Annotated in this window: 14 protein-coding genes; 11 read left to right on the forward strand and 3 right to left on the reverse strand. The window is 58.8% G+C overall.

All coding sequences use genetic code 11. The annotated features are described in order from the left end of the window. Positions 1-209 precede the first annotated feature (209 nt). From lepB to argA, 5 genes are all read left to right on the forward strand, one after another. On the forward strand, positions 210-773 hold the full coding sequence (gene lepB / locus VEH04_07640) for a signal peptidase I (protein ID HYG22636.1): 564 nt from the start codon (positions 210-212) through the stop codon (positions 771-773). Then, the gene (locus VEH04_07645) at positions 734-1,288 is read left to right on the forward strand and encodes a hypothetical protein (GenBank protein HYG22637.1); all 555 of its coding nucleotides are present in this window, start codon (positions 734-736) and stop codon (positions 1,286-1,288) included. The genes lepB and VEH04_07645 overlap by 40 nt, the downstream gene beginning before the upstream one ends. After that, positions 1,285-1,893: a DNA-3-methyladenine glycosylase 2 family protein gene (locus VEH04_07650; protein ID HYG22638.1), complete on the forward strand. Its 609-nt coding sequence runs from the start codon at positions 1,285-1,287 to the stop codon at positions 1,891-1,893. Before VEH04_07645 ends, VEH04_07650 begins: the two co-directional genes overlap by 4 nt. 63 nt (positions 1,894-1,956) lie before the next feature. After that, entirely contained in the window at positions 1,957-2,289 is a 333-nt protein-coding gene (locus VEH04_07655; protein HYG22639.1) for an FKBP-type peptidyl-prolyl cis-trans isomerase, read from the forward strand. 72 nt (positions 2,290-2,361) lie between these two features. Then, positions 2,362-3,672 (forward strand): amino-acid N-acetyltransferase, encoded by a 1,311-nt coding sequence (argA, locus tag VEH04_07660; GenBank protein ID HYG22640.1) that lies wholly within the window; start codon positions 2,362-2,364, stop codon positions 3,670-3,672. 22 nt (positions 3,673-3,694) lie between these two features. Here the strand turns inward: argA and VEH04_07665 are convergent, their stop codons facing one another. After that, positions 3,695-3,979 (reverse strand): YhbY family RNA-binding protein, encoded by a 285-nt coding sequence (locus tag VEH04_07665; GenBank protein HYG22641.1) that lies wholly within the window; start codon positions 3,977-3,979, stop codon positions 3,695-3,697. A 355-nt stretch (positions 3,980-4,334) separates the two neighbouring features. Between VEH04_07665 and VEH04_07670 the strand changes: the two genes are divergently transcribed. The 5 genes from VEH04_07670 to VEH04_07690 all read left to right on the forward strand — a co-directional run bounded on the left by VEH04_07670 (position 4,335) and on the right by VEH04_07690 (position 12,871). Continuing rightward, positions 4,335-8,138: a LamG-like jellyroll fold domain-containing protein gene (locus VEH04_07670; protein HYG22642.1), complete on the forward strand. Its 3,804-nt coding sequence runs from the start codon at positions 4,335-4,337 to the stop codon at positions 8,136-8,138. A gap of 163 nt (positions 8,139-8,301) precedes the next feature. Further along, positions 8,302-8,835 carry an adenine phosphoribosyltransferase gene (locus VEH04_07675; protein ID HYG22643.1) on the forward strand — a complete coding sequence of 178 codons (534 nt, stop codon included), beginning with the start codon at positions 8,302-8,304 and terminating at the stop codon, positions 8,833-8,835. Between the two features lie 25 nt (positions 8,836-8,860). After that, positions 8,861-11,155, forward strand: a complete 2,295-nt coding sequence (locus VEH04_07680) for a glycosyltransferase family 39 protein (GenBank protein ID HYG22644.1) — start codon at positions 8,861-8,863, stop codon at positions 11,153-11,155. 82 nt (positions 11,156-11,237) lie between these two features. Then, complete coding sequence (locus VEH04_07685; protein HYG22645.1) at positions 11,238-12,089, forward strand: DNA glycosylase; 852 nt, start codon at positions 11,238-11,240, stop codon at positions 12,087-12,089. 17 nt (positions 12,090-12,106) lie between these two features. Next, complete coding sequence (locus tag VEH04_07690) at positions 12,107-12,871, forward strand: 2-phosphosulfolactate phosphatase (protein HYG22646.1); 765 nt, start codon at positions 12,107-12,109, stop codon at positions 12,869-12,871. A gap of 112 nt (positions 12,872-12,983) precedes the next feature. Here the strand turns inward: VEH04_07690 and VEH04_07695 are convergent, their stop codons facing one another. Next, positions 12,984-14,531, reverse strand: a complete 1,548-nt coding sequence (locus tag VEH04_07695) for an AAA family ATPase (GenBank protein ID HYG22647.1) — start codon at positions 14,529-14,531, stop codon at positions 12,984-12,986. Between the two features lie 65 nt (positions 14,532-14,596). On the opposite strand from VEH04_07695, the gene VEH04_07700 reads away from it, so the two are divergent. After that, positions 14,597-15,208: a DUF4202 domain-containing protein gene (locus tag VEH04_07700; protein ID HYG22648.1), complete on the forward strand. Its 612-nt coding sequence runs from the start codon at positions 14,597-14,599 to the stop codon at positions 15,206-15,208. 3 nt (positions 15,209-15,211) lie between these two features. Here VEH04_07700 and VEH04_07705 read toward each other — a convergent pair whose 3' ends face one another. Further along, on the reverse strand, positions 15,212-17,647 hold the full coding sequence (locus VEH04_07705) for a DUF4339 domain-containing protein (GenBank protein HYG22649.1): 2,436 nt from the start codon (positions 17,645-17,647) through the stop codon (positions 15,212-15,214). Positions 17,648-17,673: the final 26 nt, after the last annotated feature.

Genomic DNA, 17,673 nt, shown 5'->3' on the forward strand with positions numbered 1-17,673 from the left:
GTGCCCTCTGTTCGTGTGCTTAGTGTGATTCGTGGTTAAAAAATCCCTCTGTCCGCCTTGGCTTCAGTTCGGGCAAATTAGCGTAATTCGCTCTTCCCGTATTGTTTGCGCTCTGCCGTGCTGCATGATTCGTGGTTGCCCAGCCTTTCGGCATCGAATGGACTTGTGCGAGGATGGAGGAACATTGAGACTCATTCGCGTTCAGGCACATGGCAAAGGATACCAACGGTTCTACGCTGCTGCGATGGCTGCAGATCATCACCATCGGGCGCAACCCGGCATTTACGCTCGTCCGCATCCTCTTTCTCGTGGCCGGCGTCTGGCTGGTTTACAAGTTCGTTGCCGTCCCGATCAAGGTTCAGGGTCCGAGCATGCTGCCCACCTACGCGGACAATGGGGTCAACTTCGTGAACCGCCTCGCGTATCGCTGGCACGACCCGCGCCGATACGACGTGGTTGCCATTGCACACTCGGGCGAACACCGCCTGCTGATGAAACGCGTCCTCGCCCTGCCCGGCGAGACCATTGAGTTCCGCAATGGGAAGGTATTCATCAATGACGAACTTTTGCCGGAACCTTATCTCACTCCCGGGTTTCCAACCTCCTGGACCATTGCGCCGCAGACCGTGGCGCCCGGTCACTATTATGTTGTGGGCGATAACCGGACGATGCCCGAGGAATTGCACGTCAAAGGCCAGGCGCAGCGGCGCAGAATCATTGGCAAGGTCCTTTTATGGAAAAATCTATTCGTATCATCACGATCGCGGTCGTAGTCGCCGTGGGCATACTGGCGTGGCGCTACTTCTTCCCCAGCCCCGAACGTGTGATCAAGTCAAACCTCGCCGACCTCGCTGAAACGGTGTCGTTCGAGGGTGATGAGGGAAACATCAGCCGCGCTTTGTCCGTCGACAGCGTCGGGGGTTACTTCACCCAGGACGTCGAACTTGAAATCGATGTGCGCGGCTACATCGGGCGGCAATCAATCAACAGCCGCACGGAAATCCGCCAGGGGTTGCTCGCCGCCCATGCCAATTTAAAGAATCTTCGCATTGAGTTCCTGGACATCCACGTGGAGCTGCAACCCGATGGCGAAACCGCCGTGGCGAACCTGACCGTCGATGCCTTCATCAACGGGGAGCGGGCCATGTTGCAGGAGGTGAACTTCACGTTCAAGAAGGTTGAGGGCAAGTGGCTGATCTCCAAGATCGCAACAGTCAAAACCTTGTCACTGCTGGATTGGCTGCCCCACGGTGAACGCCTGGTTTCCTCCTTTGGCAGCGCAGCATGACGCCTGAAGCTGTCGAATACCTGCGGCGGACGGATCCCACGATGGCAAAGCTCATCGCGCGCGTCGGGCCCTGCACTCTCAAACCGAAGACGCGCCGCTCTCCGTTTGAGGCGCTCGTGTCTGCCGTCACGCATCAGCAACTAAACGGCACTGCCGCCATGACCATTCTCAGGCGGGTCCTCGCGTTGTATCCCGGAAAGCGCTTTCCAAAACCCGAGGACATCCTGGCGACGCCCGACGCCCAGTTGCGCGCGGCCGGATTGTCCGCGGCAAAGGCTGCATCAATCCGTGACATCGCGGAAAAAGCACTCAGCGGAATTGTGCCCACTGCCGCGGCAGCGCGAAAATTATCGGACGCCGAAATTCTGGAACGACTCACCAGCGTCAGAGGCGTCGGACCCTGGACGGTCGAGATGCTGCTGATCTTCACGCTTGGCCGGCCCGACGTTCTGCCTGTTGGCGATTACGGCGTGCGGAAAGGATTTGCGTTGATCCATGGCTGGAAGGATCTGCCGACCCCGAAGGAACTTCTAAAGGAAGGCGAACGCTGGAAGCCCCATCGCAGCACCGCCGCCTGGTACTTGTGGCGCGCGCTGGAACTGTAGTGTCCTGGCGCGATACGCTCCAAACCTATTGACGGGTCCACGTATCCCGGCGGAGACTGCCGCATGCCTGCTCAAGAATTGAAAATTGAAACACTGCAGACTGGCAGCGGTCCCCAGCCGCGCCGCGGACAAACCGTGTCCGTTCATTACACCGGAACGTTCCTCGACGGAAAGAAGTTCGACAGCTCGGTGGATCGCAAGCAGCCGTTCGAATTTGTGCTCGGCACCGGCCAGGTCATTGCAGGCTGGGATCAGGGCGTCGCGACAATGAAGGTCGGCGACAAGGTGCGCATGACGATTCCTCCCGCCCTCGCATATGGCGCAGCCGGATATCCGGGAGCAATCCCGCCCAATTCCACGCTGATCTTCGAAGTCGAATTGCTCGCCGTGAAATAGGCGCGCAGAAATGGGTTGAATCCATTTCCAAACCCTTTACTTATCTGCCGCCAGAATTCGAATTGAGCTAACGTGAAACTGACAGACCTCCGCGGCATTCTCCAATACATCCCGCAATTCCGGGAAAAGACGTTCATCATCGCGGTCGATGGGGTCATCGTCACGGACGAGAATTTTGCCAACATTCTCCTCGATGTGGCAGTGCTCCGTTCGTTGAACATCCGCGTCGTGCTCGTTCATGGCGCCTCCGCCCAAATTCGCGCGGCTGCAGAGAAGCACAACGTGCGCGCTTCCAACCTCGATGGCTCAGGCATCACGGATCTTCCCACGCTGCAACTCGCAATGGATGCAGCCAACCGCCTCACGCACGAAATCCTGGAAGGTCTTTCGGCGAACGACCTGCGCGCAGCCTGCACGAACGCAGTCATCGCACACCCGCTGGGCATCATCCAGGGCATTGACCACCTCAACACGGGAAAGGTGGAGCGCGTCGATACCGAACTGCTGCAAACGCTGTTGAGCCAGGGCATCGTTCCCGTGGTTCCGCCGCTGGGCTTTGATGGCGACGGCAAGACGTATCGCGTGAATTCGGACGGCGTCGCCGTGGCCATTGCGGAAGCGCTGAAGGCAACGAAGCTGATATTCATCACTGCGCACGATGGATTGCGGTACAATGATTTGTTGATCCGCCAGATGCTCGTGGCGGAGTTGAAGAAGCTTCTCCAGCAGAACACGGCCGGTTTTCCCGCGGAAATCCTTTCCAAGGCGCAACACGCCGCAGTGGCCTGCACTGCGGGAGTCCAGCGCGTGCACATCATTAACGGACGCGTCGACGAAGGCCTGCTGGCAGAGGTCTTTTCGAACGACGGAATCGGGACGCTAATATACGCGAATGAGTACCAGCAAATTCGCCCCGCGAAGAAGAAGGACGTTCGCGCCATTCAACTGCTCACGAAGAAAGCGGTTGAATCGGACGAGCTGGTGAAGCGCACGCGGGCAGTGATCGAGAAATCGCTCGGCGACTATTATATCTTTGAGATCGATCGCAATCCCGTCGCGTGTGTCGCGCTGCACGTGTATCCCGAGCACAGCAAAGGGGAACTCGCGTGTCTTTACGTCAATCCTTCACACGAGAACCAGGGAATTGGACGCAAGCTCATCCAGTTCGTCGAGGCCAAGGCGCGTGAGTTGAACCTCAACGAATTGCTGACGCTTTCGACCCAGGCGTTCACATATTTCCAATCCAAGGGCGGATTTGCGGAAGGAACACGTGACGATCTGCCGCCGAGCCGCCGCGACAAGTACGATCAAAGCGGACGAAACTCGAAGGTGCTGGTGAAAAAGCTGCGCGCCACAGCGGCGCCTGTTATCACCGCCGCCTGAGGTGAAGGGCAGGCGCTCGCGGCTAGACCTCAGCCGCGGGTTTCGGACGATAGAGCACGACCACGTTGCCGACCCGCATGATCAAGTGGCTGGATGTCTTTTCCGCCAGCTGCGGGGCGAGTTCCTTCTTTTGCTCCTTGAATTCGGCAAACTTGATTTTGATGAGACCATGCTGCGACAGAGCCTCGTCGACGCTCCGCACAAATCCTTCGCTCAGGCCCGCCTTGCCCACTTTCAGGACGGGCTCAAGCCGTTGCGCGGCGGCCTTCAATTTGCGGATCTCGGGATTGCCAAGAGGTTCAAGCATCGCGGCAGTCTAAACATCCCGCAGCCAAAATGCCAGCAGCACGAAGCGCTGGACTGGAGCGCCGATTTTCAATCGGCTTCGGGTGTCCATTTTTCGCAGGGGCGTTCGAATTCGTGAAGGGGTGGCCCTCGTTTTTGGCAGCGGATATCCCTCTCAATCGGGACACGATCGGTTTTCGAATATTGCAAGCCGGATGCAAATCGGCGTTCCGGCAACCGTGGGCAATCGGCTCCGCGCTCAAATTCCTTTCACCCTATTGGGGTATTCACCTCTTCGCCTCCCCGATGTATCCTGCCAAACCCTCGTCGCTGCGCGATTGGCTCGAGCCCGCACAGCCGCATGGGATTGATACGTTATGAATTTCGCACGCGCATTCGTTTTCCTCCTTTTCCTTTCTGTACCTGTGACGGCACAGACCAGCCTCACTCTCACGAACGGAACCACGACTTTTGCTTCGCTCACGAACACGATCGTCCAAATGAGCGGACGCAGCGAGTTGTGGCTCACGGCGTCCAACACGCCGCTTTCAACATCATTGATTCACCTCAACTCGCGCGACTCCTGGCTGTTTCTCCCGGGGATAATTCCATCGGTCGCTGCGTCGAGCTACCTAGGTCAGGTGCGCGTAAACGGGGCGAATGCGGTTGTCGATAACAACGTCCGCGTCATCCAGTATTCAACAGGGTCCGTCATCATCCCATACCCCTCGAACCTCCAGCCTCTCGAAGTCTTTGCTGGCCCGCATTTTACTGGTGCCTCCCGAACCCTCAGCCCTTACACCGCCTACAACTCGGCAAACCTGGGATCCATGAGCCAGGCGATCAGCTCGTTTCGGCTCAAGCGCGGCTACACCGCAACGCTGGCCCAGAACGACAACGGCACAGGGATCAGCCGCAATTATGTGGCCCAGGATGGCGACCTGGAGGTGAGCCTTTTACCGTCCGCGCTGGATGACAAAGTGCGTTTCGTCCGCGTGTTTCCATGGCGCTGGGTGACCAAGAAAGGCGCCTCGGATATTTCGCCCTCCGAACTCAATGCGCATTGGTGGTACAACTGGAGCATCAACGCCAACTCCACACGCGACCGCGAATACGTGGCGATCAAGCAGCAGCCGAACTGGCCAGACTTGAACCAGAACTGGCAGACACGCGGAATCAACCACCTGCTTGGATACAACGAACCCAACAACTCCGTCGAAGACGCCTACGAAAATCTGAACCCGCCGGGATCGGTTGATGACGCTGTCGCGCGTTGGGGCGACCTTCTCGGCACGGGACTGCGAGTCGGCGCTCCCGCGGTCACGGACGGCGGCCAGGGCTGGATCACGGATTTCCTGAACAAGGCCGACGCCGCTGGCGTGCGGGTGGATTACGTTCCCATTCATTACTATCGCAGCTACGGGAACAACGGGGACGCGGCGGGCGCTGCGAATCAGCTCTACAATTTTCTCAAGACAATTTACGACATCGCCAAACGTCCGATCTGGCTGACCGAGTTCAACAACGGCGCGAACTGGACGGGCGGCGCAGATCCCACCTATGAACAGAATGCGGCAGTGATTCAGGCGATGATCCGAATGATGGACGACACTCCCTGGATTGAACGGTATTCCGTTTACAGCCGCGTGGAGTTCGTGCGCCAGACCCATTACGACGAAGGCGGGCTGACCCCGATGGGCACGATGTATCGCGCTCACATTGCTCCCTTGTCGCACGTCCAGGCGCTGCCAAACAACGGAACGCGCAGCTTCGCCGAGTTGGGATTCGACGGCAATTCCCTGGACCGTTCCGGCCACGGCAACAACGCGCTGGTTTCCGGCGGTCCTGTCTACACCAACGGTCCTGCGGGCCAGGCGCTTGTATTCGACGGCGTGAACACGAAGGTCACGCTGCCCCAGAATATCGCGAGCAGCAACGCCTTCACCTTTGCCGCCTGGATAAAATGGGACGGCGGCGCAAACTGGCAGCGCATCTTCGACTTCGGGAACAGCACGACGCATTACATGTTCCTCACGCCGAGTTCGGGAAGCGGCACGTTGCGGTTTGCGATTCGAAACGGCGGCACGGAGCAAATGGTGCAGGCGCCGGCGCTTGTCGCGAATCAATGGCAGCACGTCGCAATCACCCTCGCGGGCAACACCGCCCGTCTGTATGTCAACGGCACACAGGTGGGGGTTGCCAGCGGAATCTCGAGTTCGCCCGCGAGCTTCAGCCCGCGGATGAATTTTCTCGGGGAGAGCCAGTTTGTTGCCGATCCGCTGTTTTCCGGCGCGATGGACGAAGTCATCATTGCCAGCTCAGCGCTCAGCCCTGCACAGATCGCCGCGTTGCAAACCAACCAGCCGCCCCAAATGCTGACCCATTTCGTCGCGGGCGGGAACGCACTCCAGGGCGGGGCTTACACCAATTGGATTGGCGATCTCGCGATTGATGCCGATCCGAACGACACACTCACCTATGGCAAGGTTATTGGGCCCGCGTGGCTCAACGTCTCTCCCAATGGCGCGCTGTCCGGCACGCCAACGGGGGCTGATAACGGCACCAACTACTTCACGATCCGCGTCACGGACAATGCTGGGGCAAGTGCGTTTGCGGTTCTTTCGATCTCAATGCCTGTGGTCAGCGGCAGCGGCACCTGGATTTCGAACGCAGACGGCTTGTGGAGCGAACCTGGGCGGTGGCAGGGCGGGTTTATCGCGAATGGTCCCAGCTTCACAGCCGACTTCAGCACGTTGAACATCTTCTCCGACCGCACCGTGAACCTCGACAGTTCGCGCACGATCGGCACCCTTCGTTTTGGGGACACCTCGGGTGCTCAAACATGGAATCTCATCACGACCAACGGCAGCGATTTGTCTTTGGATTCAGCAACTGCAAGTGCCGCCTCCATTGTGGTGAACCAGGGAACAGCGAACGTTGCGGTCCCGCTCAGTGGCCAGAACGGCCTGGTGAAAGGTGGCACGGGGACGTTGATCCTGAGCGGCGCCAACTCCTTTTCGGGAACCCTCACCATTGATTCCGCCAGCACCTCAGTCAATGACGGGATCGTCCGCGCCGCCCATCCTGACGCACTGCAGAGCTTCGGCAGCATTCTCATCCGCAACAACAACAACGGCAGCTCGACGTTGCAACTGGACGGATCGAGCGGGGATGTCGTGGTTCCGGCGCAGATGACAATCAATTGCCGCAATAACGCGGTGCCGACGATACAGAATCTCGCGGGCACAAACATCCTTGCGGGTCCGATATCCATCGAAGTCGGCGGCAACATGTTCAACATTCAATCCGATGCCGGTCTTCTGGTGTTCGCCTCGACGAACCGTTACGTCGGTTCACTCACCGGCGGGCGCACGTTAAACTTCAGCGGCAACGGGAATCACCTGGTTAGCGGTCCGATCCTCGCATCTGCCAACGGCGCGCCCATCGGGGTCATCAAGGCGGGAGCAGGCACGCTCACGCTGTCATCCACAAACACCTACACCAACACAACCACGGTGTCCGCGGGAACCCTGCGGCTCAATGGTTTCAATGGAACGAGCCCCATCACGGTTGCGAGCGGCGCAACGCTGGGCGGACGAGGCTTCACGCGAGGCGCAGTGACCATTCAATCCGGCGCAAGACTGTCGCCCGGCGATCCGATCGGCCGCCTGACGATTACCAACAACCTTAATTTGAATGCGGGCAGCACGCTTGTGATGGAACTGGATCGATCAATGCCCACAAACGACATGCTGGATGTCACGGGTTTGTTTACGCGCAGCGGAATCCTGGTGGTTACGAATGCCGGTCCCGAACTTCAAATCGGTGACACGTTCGATTTGATCAATGCAACATCCCAGTCTGGCACGTTCACGAGCGTCAATCTGCCATCGTTGCCAGCAGGATTGATTTGGGATGCGACGCAGCTGACGGGAACCGGTGTGATTTCAGTTCAGGCGATCCAACCACCGCAGGTCACAACGTCGTTAAACGGCGCGAACCTTTCGATGGATTTTGCGACGCAGGCCGGAGTCCATTACCTCCTTCAATCGACCACCAACCTCGCGGCGCCCGTAGTGTGGAATGACGAGCATGTGATTCAAGGTAACGGCGCAGTGCAGAACGTCGGGCTTCCCCTGGATGGCGACCCGGGCAAATACTTTCGGCTTCTTGCATACTAAATAAAACGCATCGTTCACGCCGCCAGGCGTAACGCAGACTTCGAAGTCCGCCGTATTGCCCGTCCTCCGTAGCGGCTACTGCGGAGGGTGGACAGGTGAGGAAACCTGTGCCCCGGATTTTCACCTTGCACCGTCCGCCAGTTTTCTTCACAACAACGGACGCATGATTACCAGCCCCAGCGTCGCTGACATTGAACGCGCCATCCGGAACGTTCCGGATTTTCCGCAACCCGGGATCCAGTTCAAGGACATCACTCCAGTCCTCGCGGATGCAAAGCTTTTCAGCGCAGCGATTGATCTCATGATCGATGGCTTCAATCCCGGCGAAGTGGATGCCGTGGTCGGCATTGACGCGCGCGGGTTCATCTTCGCCTCGGCGGCCGCCATCCGGCTCGAGGCAGGGTTTGTTCCCGTTCGAAAGAAAGGGAAGCTCCCGTTCAAAACGCTGGAACAGGACTACGCGCTGGAATACGGGAAGAATTCCGTGGCGATGCATGTCGATGCACTGCAACCCGGCGCCCGCGTGCTGTTGATCGATGATTTGCTGGCCACAGGCGGCACGGCAGCCGCAGCAGTCGCGCTCGTTGAAAAACTGGGGGCCACAATCCTGGAAGTGTCGTTTCTGATCGAGTTGAAATTTCTTAACGGCCGCGATCGTCTGAAGGGAAGCCGCATTCGCTCGCTCGTAGTCTACTGATTCAGTTTCGTCACCGAATCTCGCCGTGCATTGGCTGCAGGAACTCGACCTCGGTCTGCTCCGTTTTTTTAATCAAACACTGAGCAACCCCGTCTTCGACGTCGTCATGCCGTTCCTCAGCGGCAACGCGTTCTTTTTTCCGGCAATCGTCATCGCGGGGATTGCGATGCTTTGGAAGGGAGAGGCCCGCGCAAGAATCTGCCTGCTGATGATCATTCTCATCGTCGGTCCGGGCGACGGCTTCGTGATCAACACGATCAAATCGGCGACAGGCCGTGCTCGTCCGTACGTAACCCATTCCGACATTCGCCAGCCCGGCGCCAAGGCACCGCCTCAATTGAAATCATCCGAGGATGCCGAAATCACGGAAGCAGTGGCCGACGTGGCACCAAGAAAGGCAAGCCGCCGGAGCATGCCGTCGGCTCACGCGGCGAATTGGTTCTGCGCGACGACGATCTTTTTCATCTACTTCCGCCGCTCGCTCTGGTTTTTCCTTCCGCTTGCCTGTCTCATTGCGTTTTCCCGACTCTACAACGGAGTGCATTATCCTGGCGACGTCCTGCTGGGTGCCATCGTGGGTGCGGGTTACGGCGCTGCGGGCGTTTGGCTGTTCAATGCGCTGTGGCAAGCGTTCGGGCGCAGATGGTTTCCGATCTGGTGGAATCGATTGCCATCGTTGATCCGCCCTGCAGTCCGGCCCTCAGACGATTCGAGCAGGGTTGAAGCAACGGCATCCGAAATGGATGCGCATTGGCTTCGCCTCGGGTATGTGGTGATCACCGTCCTTCTCCTCCTGCGCATCAGCTACATCTCGGGCGGCGAAATTCAACTGAGCGGCGATGAAGCCTACCAATGGACGTGGTCCAAGCACCTGGCGCTTTCCTATTTCAGCAAGCCGCCGATGATCGCGCTGACGCAATGGCTCGGAACCCAAATCTGGGGCGACACCGAACTCGGCGTCCGTTTCTTTTCGCCGGTTCTCGCGGCCGCGGTGAGCCTGTTGCTGCTCCAGTTCTTTCGGCGTCACGTCAGCAGCTTTGCCGGTTTCGTCCTGTTGCTCGTTTCATCCACCACTCCCTTGCTCAGCGTGGGTGCGACATTGATGACCATTGATCCACTGCTGGTCTTCTTCTGGACGCTTGCGATGGTCGCGGGCTGGCGCGCAACACAACCGCACGGCAGAACGTCCGATTGGGCATGGGCCGGACTCTGGATGGGATTGGGATTTCTCAGCAAATACACCGCGCTGTTGCAATGGCTCTGCTGGGCGGTTTTTTTCATTGCCTGGAAACCCGCGCGCGTCCACCTGCAGCGCCCCGGACCCTATGTCGCATTGCTCGTCAACGCGCTCTGCACGCTTCCCGTGATCATCTGGAATGCGCAGCGTGACTGGATCACCGTGGTGCACGTTGCCGACAATGCAGGACTGGATCGCCGATGGAATCCAAGGACGTTTGAATTTCTCGGCGTCGAATTCGCGCTTCTGAACCCAATCTTTTTCGTTGGTGCAATCTGGGCTTCGATTGCCGTTTGGAAACGGATGCGAACGAACCCGCTCGCGATCTTCCTTTTCTCGATGGGAACGCCATTGTTCCTCGTCTACTTTTTCTGGTCGTTTCGCACCCGCATCCTTCCGAACTGGATCGCGCCAGCCATCCTGCCGATGTTCTGCCTGATGGTTCTGTACTGGCGTGACCGATGGCCCGAGGTTTGCCGCTGGGCTCGTCCTGCACTGACGTTTGGAATATCCCTCGGCGCGTTTGCGGTCGTGTTGATGCACGAGGCTGATCTCGTCAGCAAGTTTGCGGGGCGCCCCCTTCCGCCGAAAATGGATCCAATGACACGCGTGCGCAGTTACAGCGACTCAGGCCGCGTGATCGAGAGGCTGCGCCAGGAGTTTCGCAAGGACGGCCAGCCGGTGTTCATCATCTGCGGCCACTACCAGCAGACGGGCTTGTTCAGCTTTTACATCGACGAGGCGAAAACCAATGTCAGCCGGAATCCGGTTGTGTATGCCGAACGCAGCAGCACGCCAAAGAACCAGTATTTTTTCTGGCCGGGCTATCGCGATCAACGACGCCGTGGTGAGAATGCTCTCTTTGTGCGCGAGCTCGGCGGACCTCCACTCGTGGATGGGTGGTTCTTCAAATGGCTGGGCGGCGAAACAAATCTCCTTCTGCATTCCCATCGCGGAAAACCCGCCCCTGCCTCGGTGCTTGAGGATTTCGAATCCGTCACGGAACTCGGCCAATTTCATGCCCGTTATCGCGGACGCATCTTTCACACGTACCAGGTCTTCGAATGCCGGTCGCTCAAGTGAAGGGCGCGTGGTCTTGCGAGCGGCTCGATCCACGGCGTCCGTTCGAACGTAAATCGCCAATGACCCGCGCACGGTAGCCATCATGCGAAACCAGCACTCATTCGTGGTGGACCAATACGATCTCGCAGCGACCCTTGTTTCAGGCCAGGCGTTTCGCTGGGAATTCAAGGATGAAGCCTGGAACGGGATCATCGATGGCCGCTGCGTGCGCCTCGTGAATGGGCCCGGTACGATCTTAGCAGAAACCGCCGTGCCTGTGCAGGATTGGCATTGGCTGCGTCATTACCTGCAGCTGGACGTGACCCTCGAGGCGATTTTGCAAACTTTTCCTGACGACGAGCCCATGCGCCAGGCTGTTACGTCATGCCGCGGCTTGCGATTGCTTCGCCAGGATCCATGGGAATGCCTGGCGTCATTCATCCTTTCATCGACAAAGCAAATCGTGCAGATCCGGCAGATCGTGGCTCTGCTTTGCACACGTTTTGGAACCCTCATTCCCTCCTTCGATGCGAATCCGGCTTTTGCGTTTCCTACTGCGGCGCAGATCGCGTCGGCGACCGAGGGAGAGCTGCGCGCGTGTAAAATGGGATTTCGCGCGCCGTACCTGCTCGCGGCGGCTCGGGCGGTGGACTCGGGCAGCATCGACCTGGCAGCCCTCCATTCCACTTCACTGGAAACTGCTCGCGGCGATCTGATGCAGCTGGCGGGCGTCGGCCGCAAGATCGCCGATTGCGTGCTGCTTTTCGCATGCGGTTTTCCGACCGCGTTTCCTGTGGATGTGTGGGTGATCAAGGCCCTGTGCCAGCTGTACTTTCCGCGACGCCGTCCCTCGGCGAAACGATTGCTGCGATTTTCTGAAACACACTTCGGCCCGAATTCAGGTTACGCGCAGCAGTATCTGTTTCATTATATGCGCACGAAACGAAATGCCTGAACAAGCCGCCTGACTTGATGAATCTGAAAACCTTGGAAGTTCTTTTCACGCCCGCCGACTTCAACGAACTGAAACAACGGAATCTCGCGGGAACTGCCTGCGTGGTGTTTGATGTTTTTCGCGCGACGAGTTCCATGATCAATGCGCTGGGAAACGGCGCCGAAGCGGTGATTCCCGTGGGCGAAATTGCGGAAGCCGTCGCACTCCGCGCGCGCAATCCCGCGGTGCTGCTTGCGGGCGAAAGGGACGGCGTGCGCATTCAAGCGGCGCAATCCGGTGGAGTCGATTTCGATTTCGGCAATTCGCCGCGGGAGTTCACGCCGGCACGGGTGCGCGGCAGAACAATTGTTTCCACAACCACGAACGGCACCCGCGCGCTTCGCTCATGCGCCCATGCCGCCTCCGTCTGGGCCGCCTCATTCCTCAACCTGGCCGCGACAGCCGAAACCGTGCGCCAGAATGCGAGCGAGTCGTTGATCATCATTTGCAGCGGCACATTCGAGGAAACCGCGCTGGAGGATGTGCTAGGCGCGGGAGCACTGTGTGACTTGCTCTGGAACGACGCAGCAACCGCGCGCGTTTCCGACGCCGCCTTGATGGCCTTGAAGTTGTTTCGAGCTGGGCAGGGCAACCTGTTGGCCGCCGCCTCGGAAGCGCGCAATGGCCGCAAGCTGCTGTCAAACCCTGATCTCCGGGACGATGTCGCCTTTTCGATGCAGCGCGACATCTGGAATTTTGCGGCGCAACTGCTACAGGATGGCCGGATTGTGCGCGTAAAATAATGCGGAAGTATCCGTCGAAGTGTGTGTTTTCAGCCCGGAACTGGCAACCTGCCCGTTCCCTTCTGTCGGCTCTCAAGCGCAGCTACGATGGAACCTGCCTGAGCGACGCAGATCACGGATTTCCGGGCGGGCGGTAGCTCGCGACCACCCAGTCGCTCAACACCTTGTCGGGTGTCTCGGCGGCATCGCGATCCAGCACAAATTCCCGGGGACCGGAGTTCTGCACGATCAACTTCAGGCCAAACTGGAAATCCTTGAATCGCTCGGCGCACAAATCCCGCACAGGCTGCCCCTTTTCCATCGCCTGCATCACAAGGAAGTCGCTCGCCGATTCCGTGAACCGAATGGAAATGCGATGCGTCTCCGAGAAACGCTGCGCAAATTCATCCACAACCTGCCGGGCTACGAGCCGCTCCTCCTGGTGCGGATCGGACACCATCTTCTGCAGTTCAGCGACAGGATCCTCCACCAATGCCGCAGTGACGACAAACCGCCTCACGGGTGTTGAGGGAAGCTCAAATTTGATTTCGCGGAAGATGCGTTCGCAAACAGTCATCAATCCGCGCGCGCCCGTCTGCTCAAGGCTGGCAAGTTCCGCGATCTTCCGAAGTCCTTCATCTGAAAACAGCACTTCAATTCCATACGCAGCGAAGTCCTGCTCGTACTGGCGGATGATGCTCCCCTCGGAATTCTTGAGGATCATGTAGAGGTCGTCGCTGTTCAGCGGGTGGCACACCACGCGCACAGGCAGCCGTCCGATAAACTCAGGCTCGAATCCGAACTCAATAAAGTCGCGCGTCTGCGCCGCCGTCAGAATGAGCTCCGATGGATCCATTCCCTTCTCCTTCGCCGCGAACCCAATCGATGCCTCCCGCAGGCGCTTGCGCACGATCTTTTCAAGACCATCGAAGGCGCCGCTCACGATAAAAAGGATGTGCTTTGTGTTGATCGTGCTAGGGGATTTCCGGCCGCGCTGGCTCAAGTCCATCATCGCCTGAATCTGCCCTGCAATGTCGTTTGGCGAGCGCGCGGGAACTTCCGTTTCCTCCATCAACTTCAACAGGTTCGTCTGCACGCCGCGCCCGCTGACATCCCGGCTGCTCGCGTTGCTGGCTGCGCCAATCTTGTCGATTTCGTCGATATAAATAATTCCGTACTGAGCGCGGCTGACATCCCCGTCCGCCAGCCGGACCAGGTCGCGAACCATGTCTTCCACATCGCCGCCAACGTAGCCCGTCTCCGAAAACTTGGTGGCATCGGCCTTCACAAACGGCACGCCGATCAGGTCGGCGGCACTCCGGATCAGGTAGGTTTTGCCGACGCCCGTGGGGCCAACGAGGATGACGTTCTGTTTTGCGTAATGCGGCGCGGCCTTGCCTTCCATCGCAAGGCGAACGTGGTGGTAATGATCACACAGCGCTACACTGAGCACCTTCTTCGCTTCATCCTGCTTGATGACAAAGCGGTCCAGGAACGACTTCACTTCGCGCGGCTTGTGTTTGAACTTGAACTCCTTCGCAGCGGCCGATGCATCGGCAGGCGGATCTTGAAACTGCGGCTCATTGCCACCCCTGCCCTGCAACCGTTGCCGCACGAATTCAGAAAGCTGGCGTTGAAATTCCTCAGGTGAAAGCGGGCCGGTCGAATTCAAAGGGCGCATAGTTGTTGGTTCGTTTTCAGGATCACTCTTGCCACACAATCTTTGTTTTGCAATAAGACCGGCACGTGAGCGAATCCACTCAAATAGCGGACGGAAAAAGATTTGCCGCCGCGTTGCAGCGTTTCGATGAAGAAAACGCGCGCGATCCCAACCACGAGATCGTGAACGGTACACCGCGCCCTCGCGAACTTGTGTATTCGGAATGGCTCACCGGCTGGGTGTTGCGGCTGTCCCCCAATGCGTCGGAACCACTGCAACTTGCCGCGCGTTGCCAGCACCTGTGCCGCTGGATGATCCCTCGCAACACGTTCCCGCTTACGAAAGGCGGCTACCTTCAATGGCGGCACAAGCTAAAGCAATTCCACGCCGAACGTTCCGCCGAAATCCTGCGCGCCGCCGGCTACCCTGATGATATCGTGCAACGCGTGCACGCGTTGAATTTGAAGAAGGATCTCGCGACGGACCACGAAACCCAGGTGCTGGAGGATGCGCTGTGCCTTGTTTTCCTGGAACATCAGCTCACTGATCTCGCAAATCGCAGCACCGAGGAGAAGGTCGTCAATGCGTTGAAGAAGTCGTGGGCAAAAATGTCAGAGGCGGGTCGCGCGCGAGCCCTCGAACTCAATTACGCGCCGCGTGAAAAGGACCTGCTGGCTCGCGCGCTTGCCGGGACTTGAACCTCACTCCCCCTGCTCCTCGACGGCGGTCTCCCCTGCGGTGCCTTCCGTTACTTCCGCATGCCGCCGCACCTGCACGTTCGTGAAGCGAATGGTTTCCTCGGCGCCCTCGTTGTAAGCACCAAATCCGAGCATGCTTTCCTCGGGCAAAATGCTCGAGAACGACGGAGAACTCGCGCGGCGGAAGATCTCCGTGCCGTTGATCGCGCCCACAGCCCGCCCGTTGTCGAAGCGCAATTCGAGCGAATTTTTGCCCTCGTTAAGCACGACCCGGCGGCGAGTCTGGGTCTTCGTAAACGCGGGGGACAGATAGACAGCGGCATTCGAACCCCGCTTTCGCACCCGGCACGAATACCAGCTTTGCGCCGACCCCGGATCGGGGATGCCCAGGACAAGGCCAGCCTGGAAATCACCCGTCGCGGAACTCACCACCTCGAAATCAAAGCGCATCGTGAAAACCGGTCCCACCCGCGCCCTTGAATAAAGGAGATATCCATCCGCACCGGAACGTGCCTCAAAGGAACCTTCATTGAGCGGCCGAACTTCACCATGCACGACGTTCCATAGCGGATCGGCGGCACTGGATGGCGCAAAACTGACCCAGTTTCCGGTGGCCAATTGCTGTTCCACTTTGAGCGATTCAATTCGGAGTTGAACAAATCGGCGCGCTCTCTCATCAGCAATTTCACCCGCCAACAATTTTTCGTATGCGTGCAGCGCGGCCTCGACACTGCCCGCGCGGCGAAGCGCCTCCGCCCGATCGGCTTCCTCGGCAAGAGCGCTCGTTCGCAGGGCAATTTCCCCTGGCAACAAGGTCAGATCCCGGCTCCAGCCACTGAGCGTCGCAGGCTTCAATTCCCAGTTCAGTTCCGTCAACTGCGTGCGGGCCACGTCATAGCGCCCTGCGAGGGACGCAACCACAGTGTAAGCGCTGCGCCATCCGCGAAGCTCCTTCGTGTTCGCATGATGGCCGATGTATCCATTGTACATTTGCTCAAGCGAGGGCCAGATATCGTCCCGCCCATAGATGTGTTCGCCGCGCGGAACTTCGAGCTCCGCTTCGATGTCATGGACACAGTCCAGAAACATGCGCGGAGCATCGCTGTCGAATCTTCCCGAATTGATGGCTGTCACGCCCAGTTCCTGCAACGCTTCGAGGCTTCCATGCCAGCGCGGCCGCAGTCCCCATCGCATGTTCGACCAGGCATCGGGATGATCCACCTGCCCCGCGACAGCACGATCAAACCACGTCCGCATCTCTTCAATTCCCGAATCACCCATGGTCACGTAAACCATCCGCCCGGGAGCAAGCGCCCAATCGGGTTTCAACTTCCACGCCTCGGTGAACTGCGCGCGCGCTCGGGACAGATGCTCACCAAATGCTGCCCAGCCCTCGGCAGTCACACTGCTGGCATAACCGCCGCCGCGGGCGCGCCACGCCGCGCGCGTTTCGTGCTCTCCCTCCAACACATGGGCGAGCCAAGGAAACTTCGATGCGGCCGCGCGCGTGATCTCGACGATCGTTCCGCTGTGCCGCCTGAATAGCGTGGTCGCATTGCCTTCGATGAGCATGTCCGCGATGGCCGGCTGGTCGCCGGGCACGAAACTTCCATCCGCAAGCGCCTCCTGGTAATGCCGAATGGCCCCGTTCTCCAACGGAACGTAAACCTGGGAACCCGCACCCAGCAGTCGTGCCAGCGTGATCGTCGCATAGAACTTCGGATACGCCCGATGCCTGGATTTTTCGAAACCTGTCACGGCTCGCTGGAGTAATTCCCGGTGTTCAGTGCGATCCACCGTGTTCAAAGCCATGATCGCCAGAACAAGCGGATCAGTGCAGCGCGGGTCGCCGCGCAGTTCGTGCAAAAGGCGGCGGAGCGCATGGTCGTTCTCCCGGTCTCCATACTGCACGGCGAGCCATTCGTTCAGAAACTCCCGAACCTTCGAGTCAATTTCTGGAACTCGCGCGCCGCGTTCCTCGTAACCCTGAACGTATTGCCGATATCGAAATGCGCGTGCCTCCCGCTGGACGTCGCTCTGAGTCAGCGCGTTCGTGGAAACTGGAATTGGCTGTTGTGCAAGTCGGACCGCATCTGCATCTGATCCCCCGCCGTTGCGCACATCACGGACGAAGTCCATCACGTTCCGAGAAACCCAGACGACCTCCACAAATCCTATGACGAGAACCACTGCCACGATGGTTCCTATGACTTTCGATCGTTTTGACGCTCCTGCTGCGCGGGGGATGGGCGGCGGAATGACCCGTGGTGCCGTGGCTCCTTCCTTGGAGAGGACAACGTCGATCGGCTCCCAATCCGCCATGCCCTCGCGCCATAAGAGCGCGGTCTCATCCAGCTCGCCGGAAGCGCGCCGCTGACGCAACAACTCAAGCGTCGTGGCTTCAACAGGCCGTCCCTCCCGGTACAGATTGAAATTCATAAATGGGTGTCACAGAGCTTAGCCGT

It is taken from the genome of Verrucomicrobiia bacterium, assembly GCA_035629175.1.
GTDB lineage: Bacteria > Verrucomicrobiota > Verrucomicrobiia > Limisphaerales > DASXHY01 > DASXHY01.

Excerpts from the sequence above, each read along its gene's own strand:
- VEH04_07675 (HYG22643.1), top strand. The coding sequence starts at position 8,302 with ATGATTACCAGCCCCAGCGTCGCTGACATTGAACGCGCCATCCGGAAC.
- VEH04_07665 (HYG22641.1), bottom strand. The coding sequence starts at position 3,979 with ATGCTTGAACCTCTTGGCAATCCCGAGATCCGCAAATTGAAGGCCGCC.
- VEH04_07695 (HYG22647.1), bottom strand. The coding sequence starts at position 14,531 with ATGCGCCCTTTGAATTCGACCGGCCCGCTTTCACCTGAGGAATTTCAA.
- VEH04_07705 (HYG22649.1), bottom strand. The coding sequence starts at position 17,647 with ATGAATTTCAATCTGTACCGGGAGGGACGGCCTGTTGAAGCCACGACG.
- VEH04_07690 (HYG22646.1), top strand. The coding sequence starts at position 12,107 with ATGAATCTGAAAACCTTGGAAGTTCTTTTCACGCCCGCCGACTTCAAC.
- lepB (HYG22636.1), top strand. The coding sequence starts at position 210 with ATGGCAAAGGATACCAACGGTTCTACGCTGCTGCGATGGCTGCAGATC.
- VEH04_07645 (HYG22637.1), top strand. The coding sequence starts at position 734 with ATGGAAAAATCTATTCGTATCATCACGATCGCGGTCGTAGTCGCCGTG.
- VEH04_07655 (HYG22639.1), top strand. The coding sequence starts at position 1,957 with ATGCCTGCTCAAGAATTGAAAATTGAAACACTGCAGACTGGCAGCGGT.
- VEH04_07650 (HYG22638.1), top strand. The coding sequence starts at position 1,285 with ATGACGCCTGAAGCTGTCGAATACCTGCGGCGGACGGATCCCACGATG.
- VEH04_07685 (HYG22645.1), top strand. The coding sequence starts at position 11,238 with ATGCGAAACCAGCACTCATTCGTGGTGGACCAATACGATCTCGCAGCG.
- VEH04_07670 (HYG22642.1), top strand. The coding sequence starts at position 4,335 with ATGAATTTCGCACGCGCATTCGTTTTCCTCCTTTTCCTTTCTGTACCT.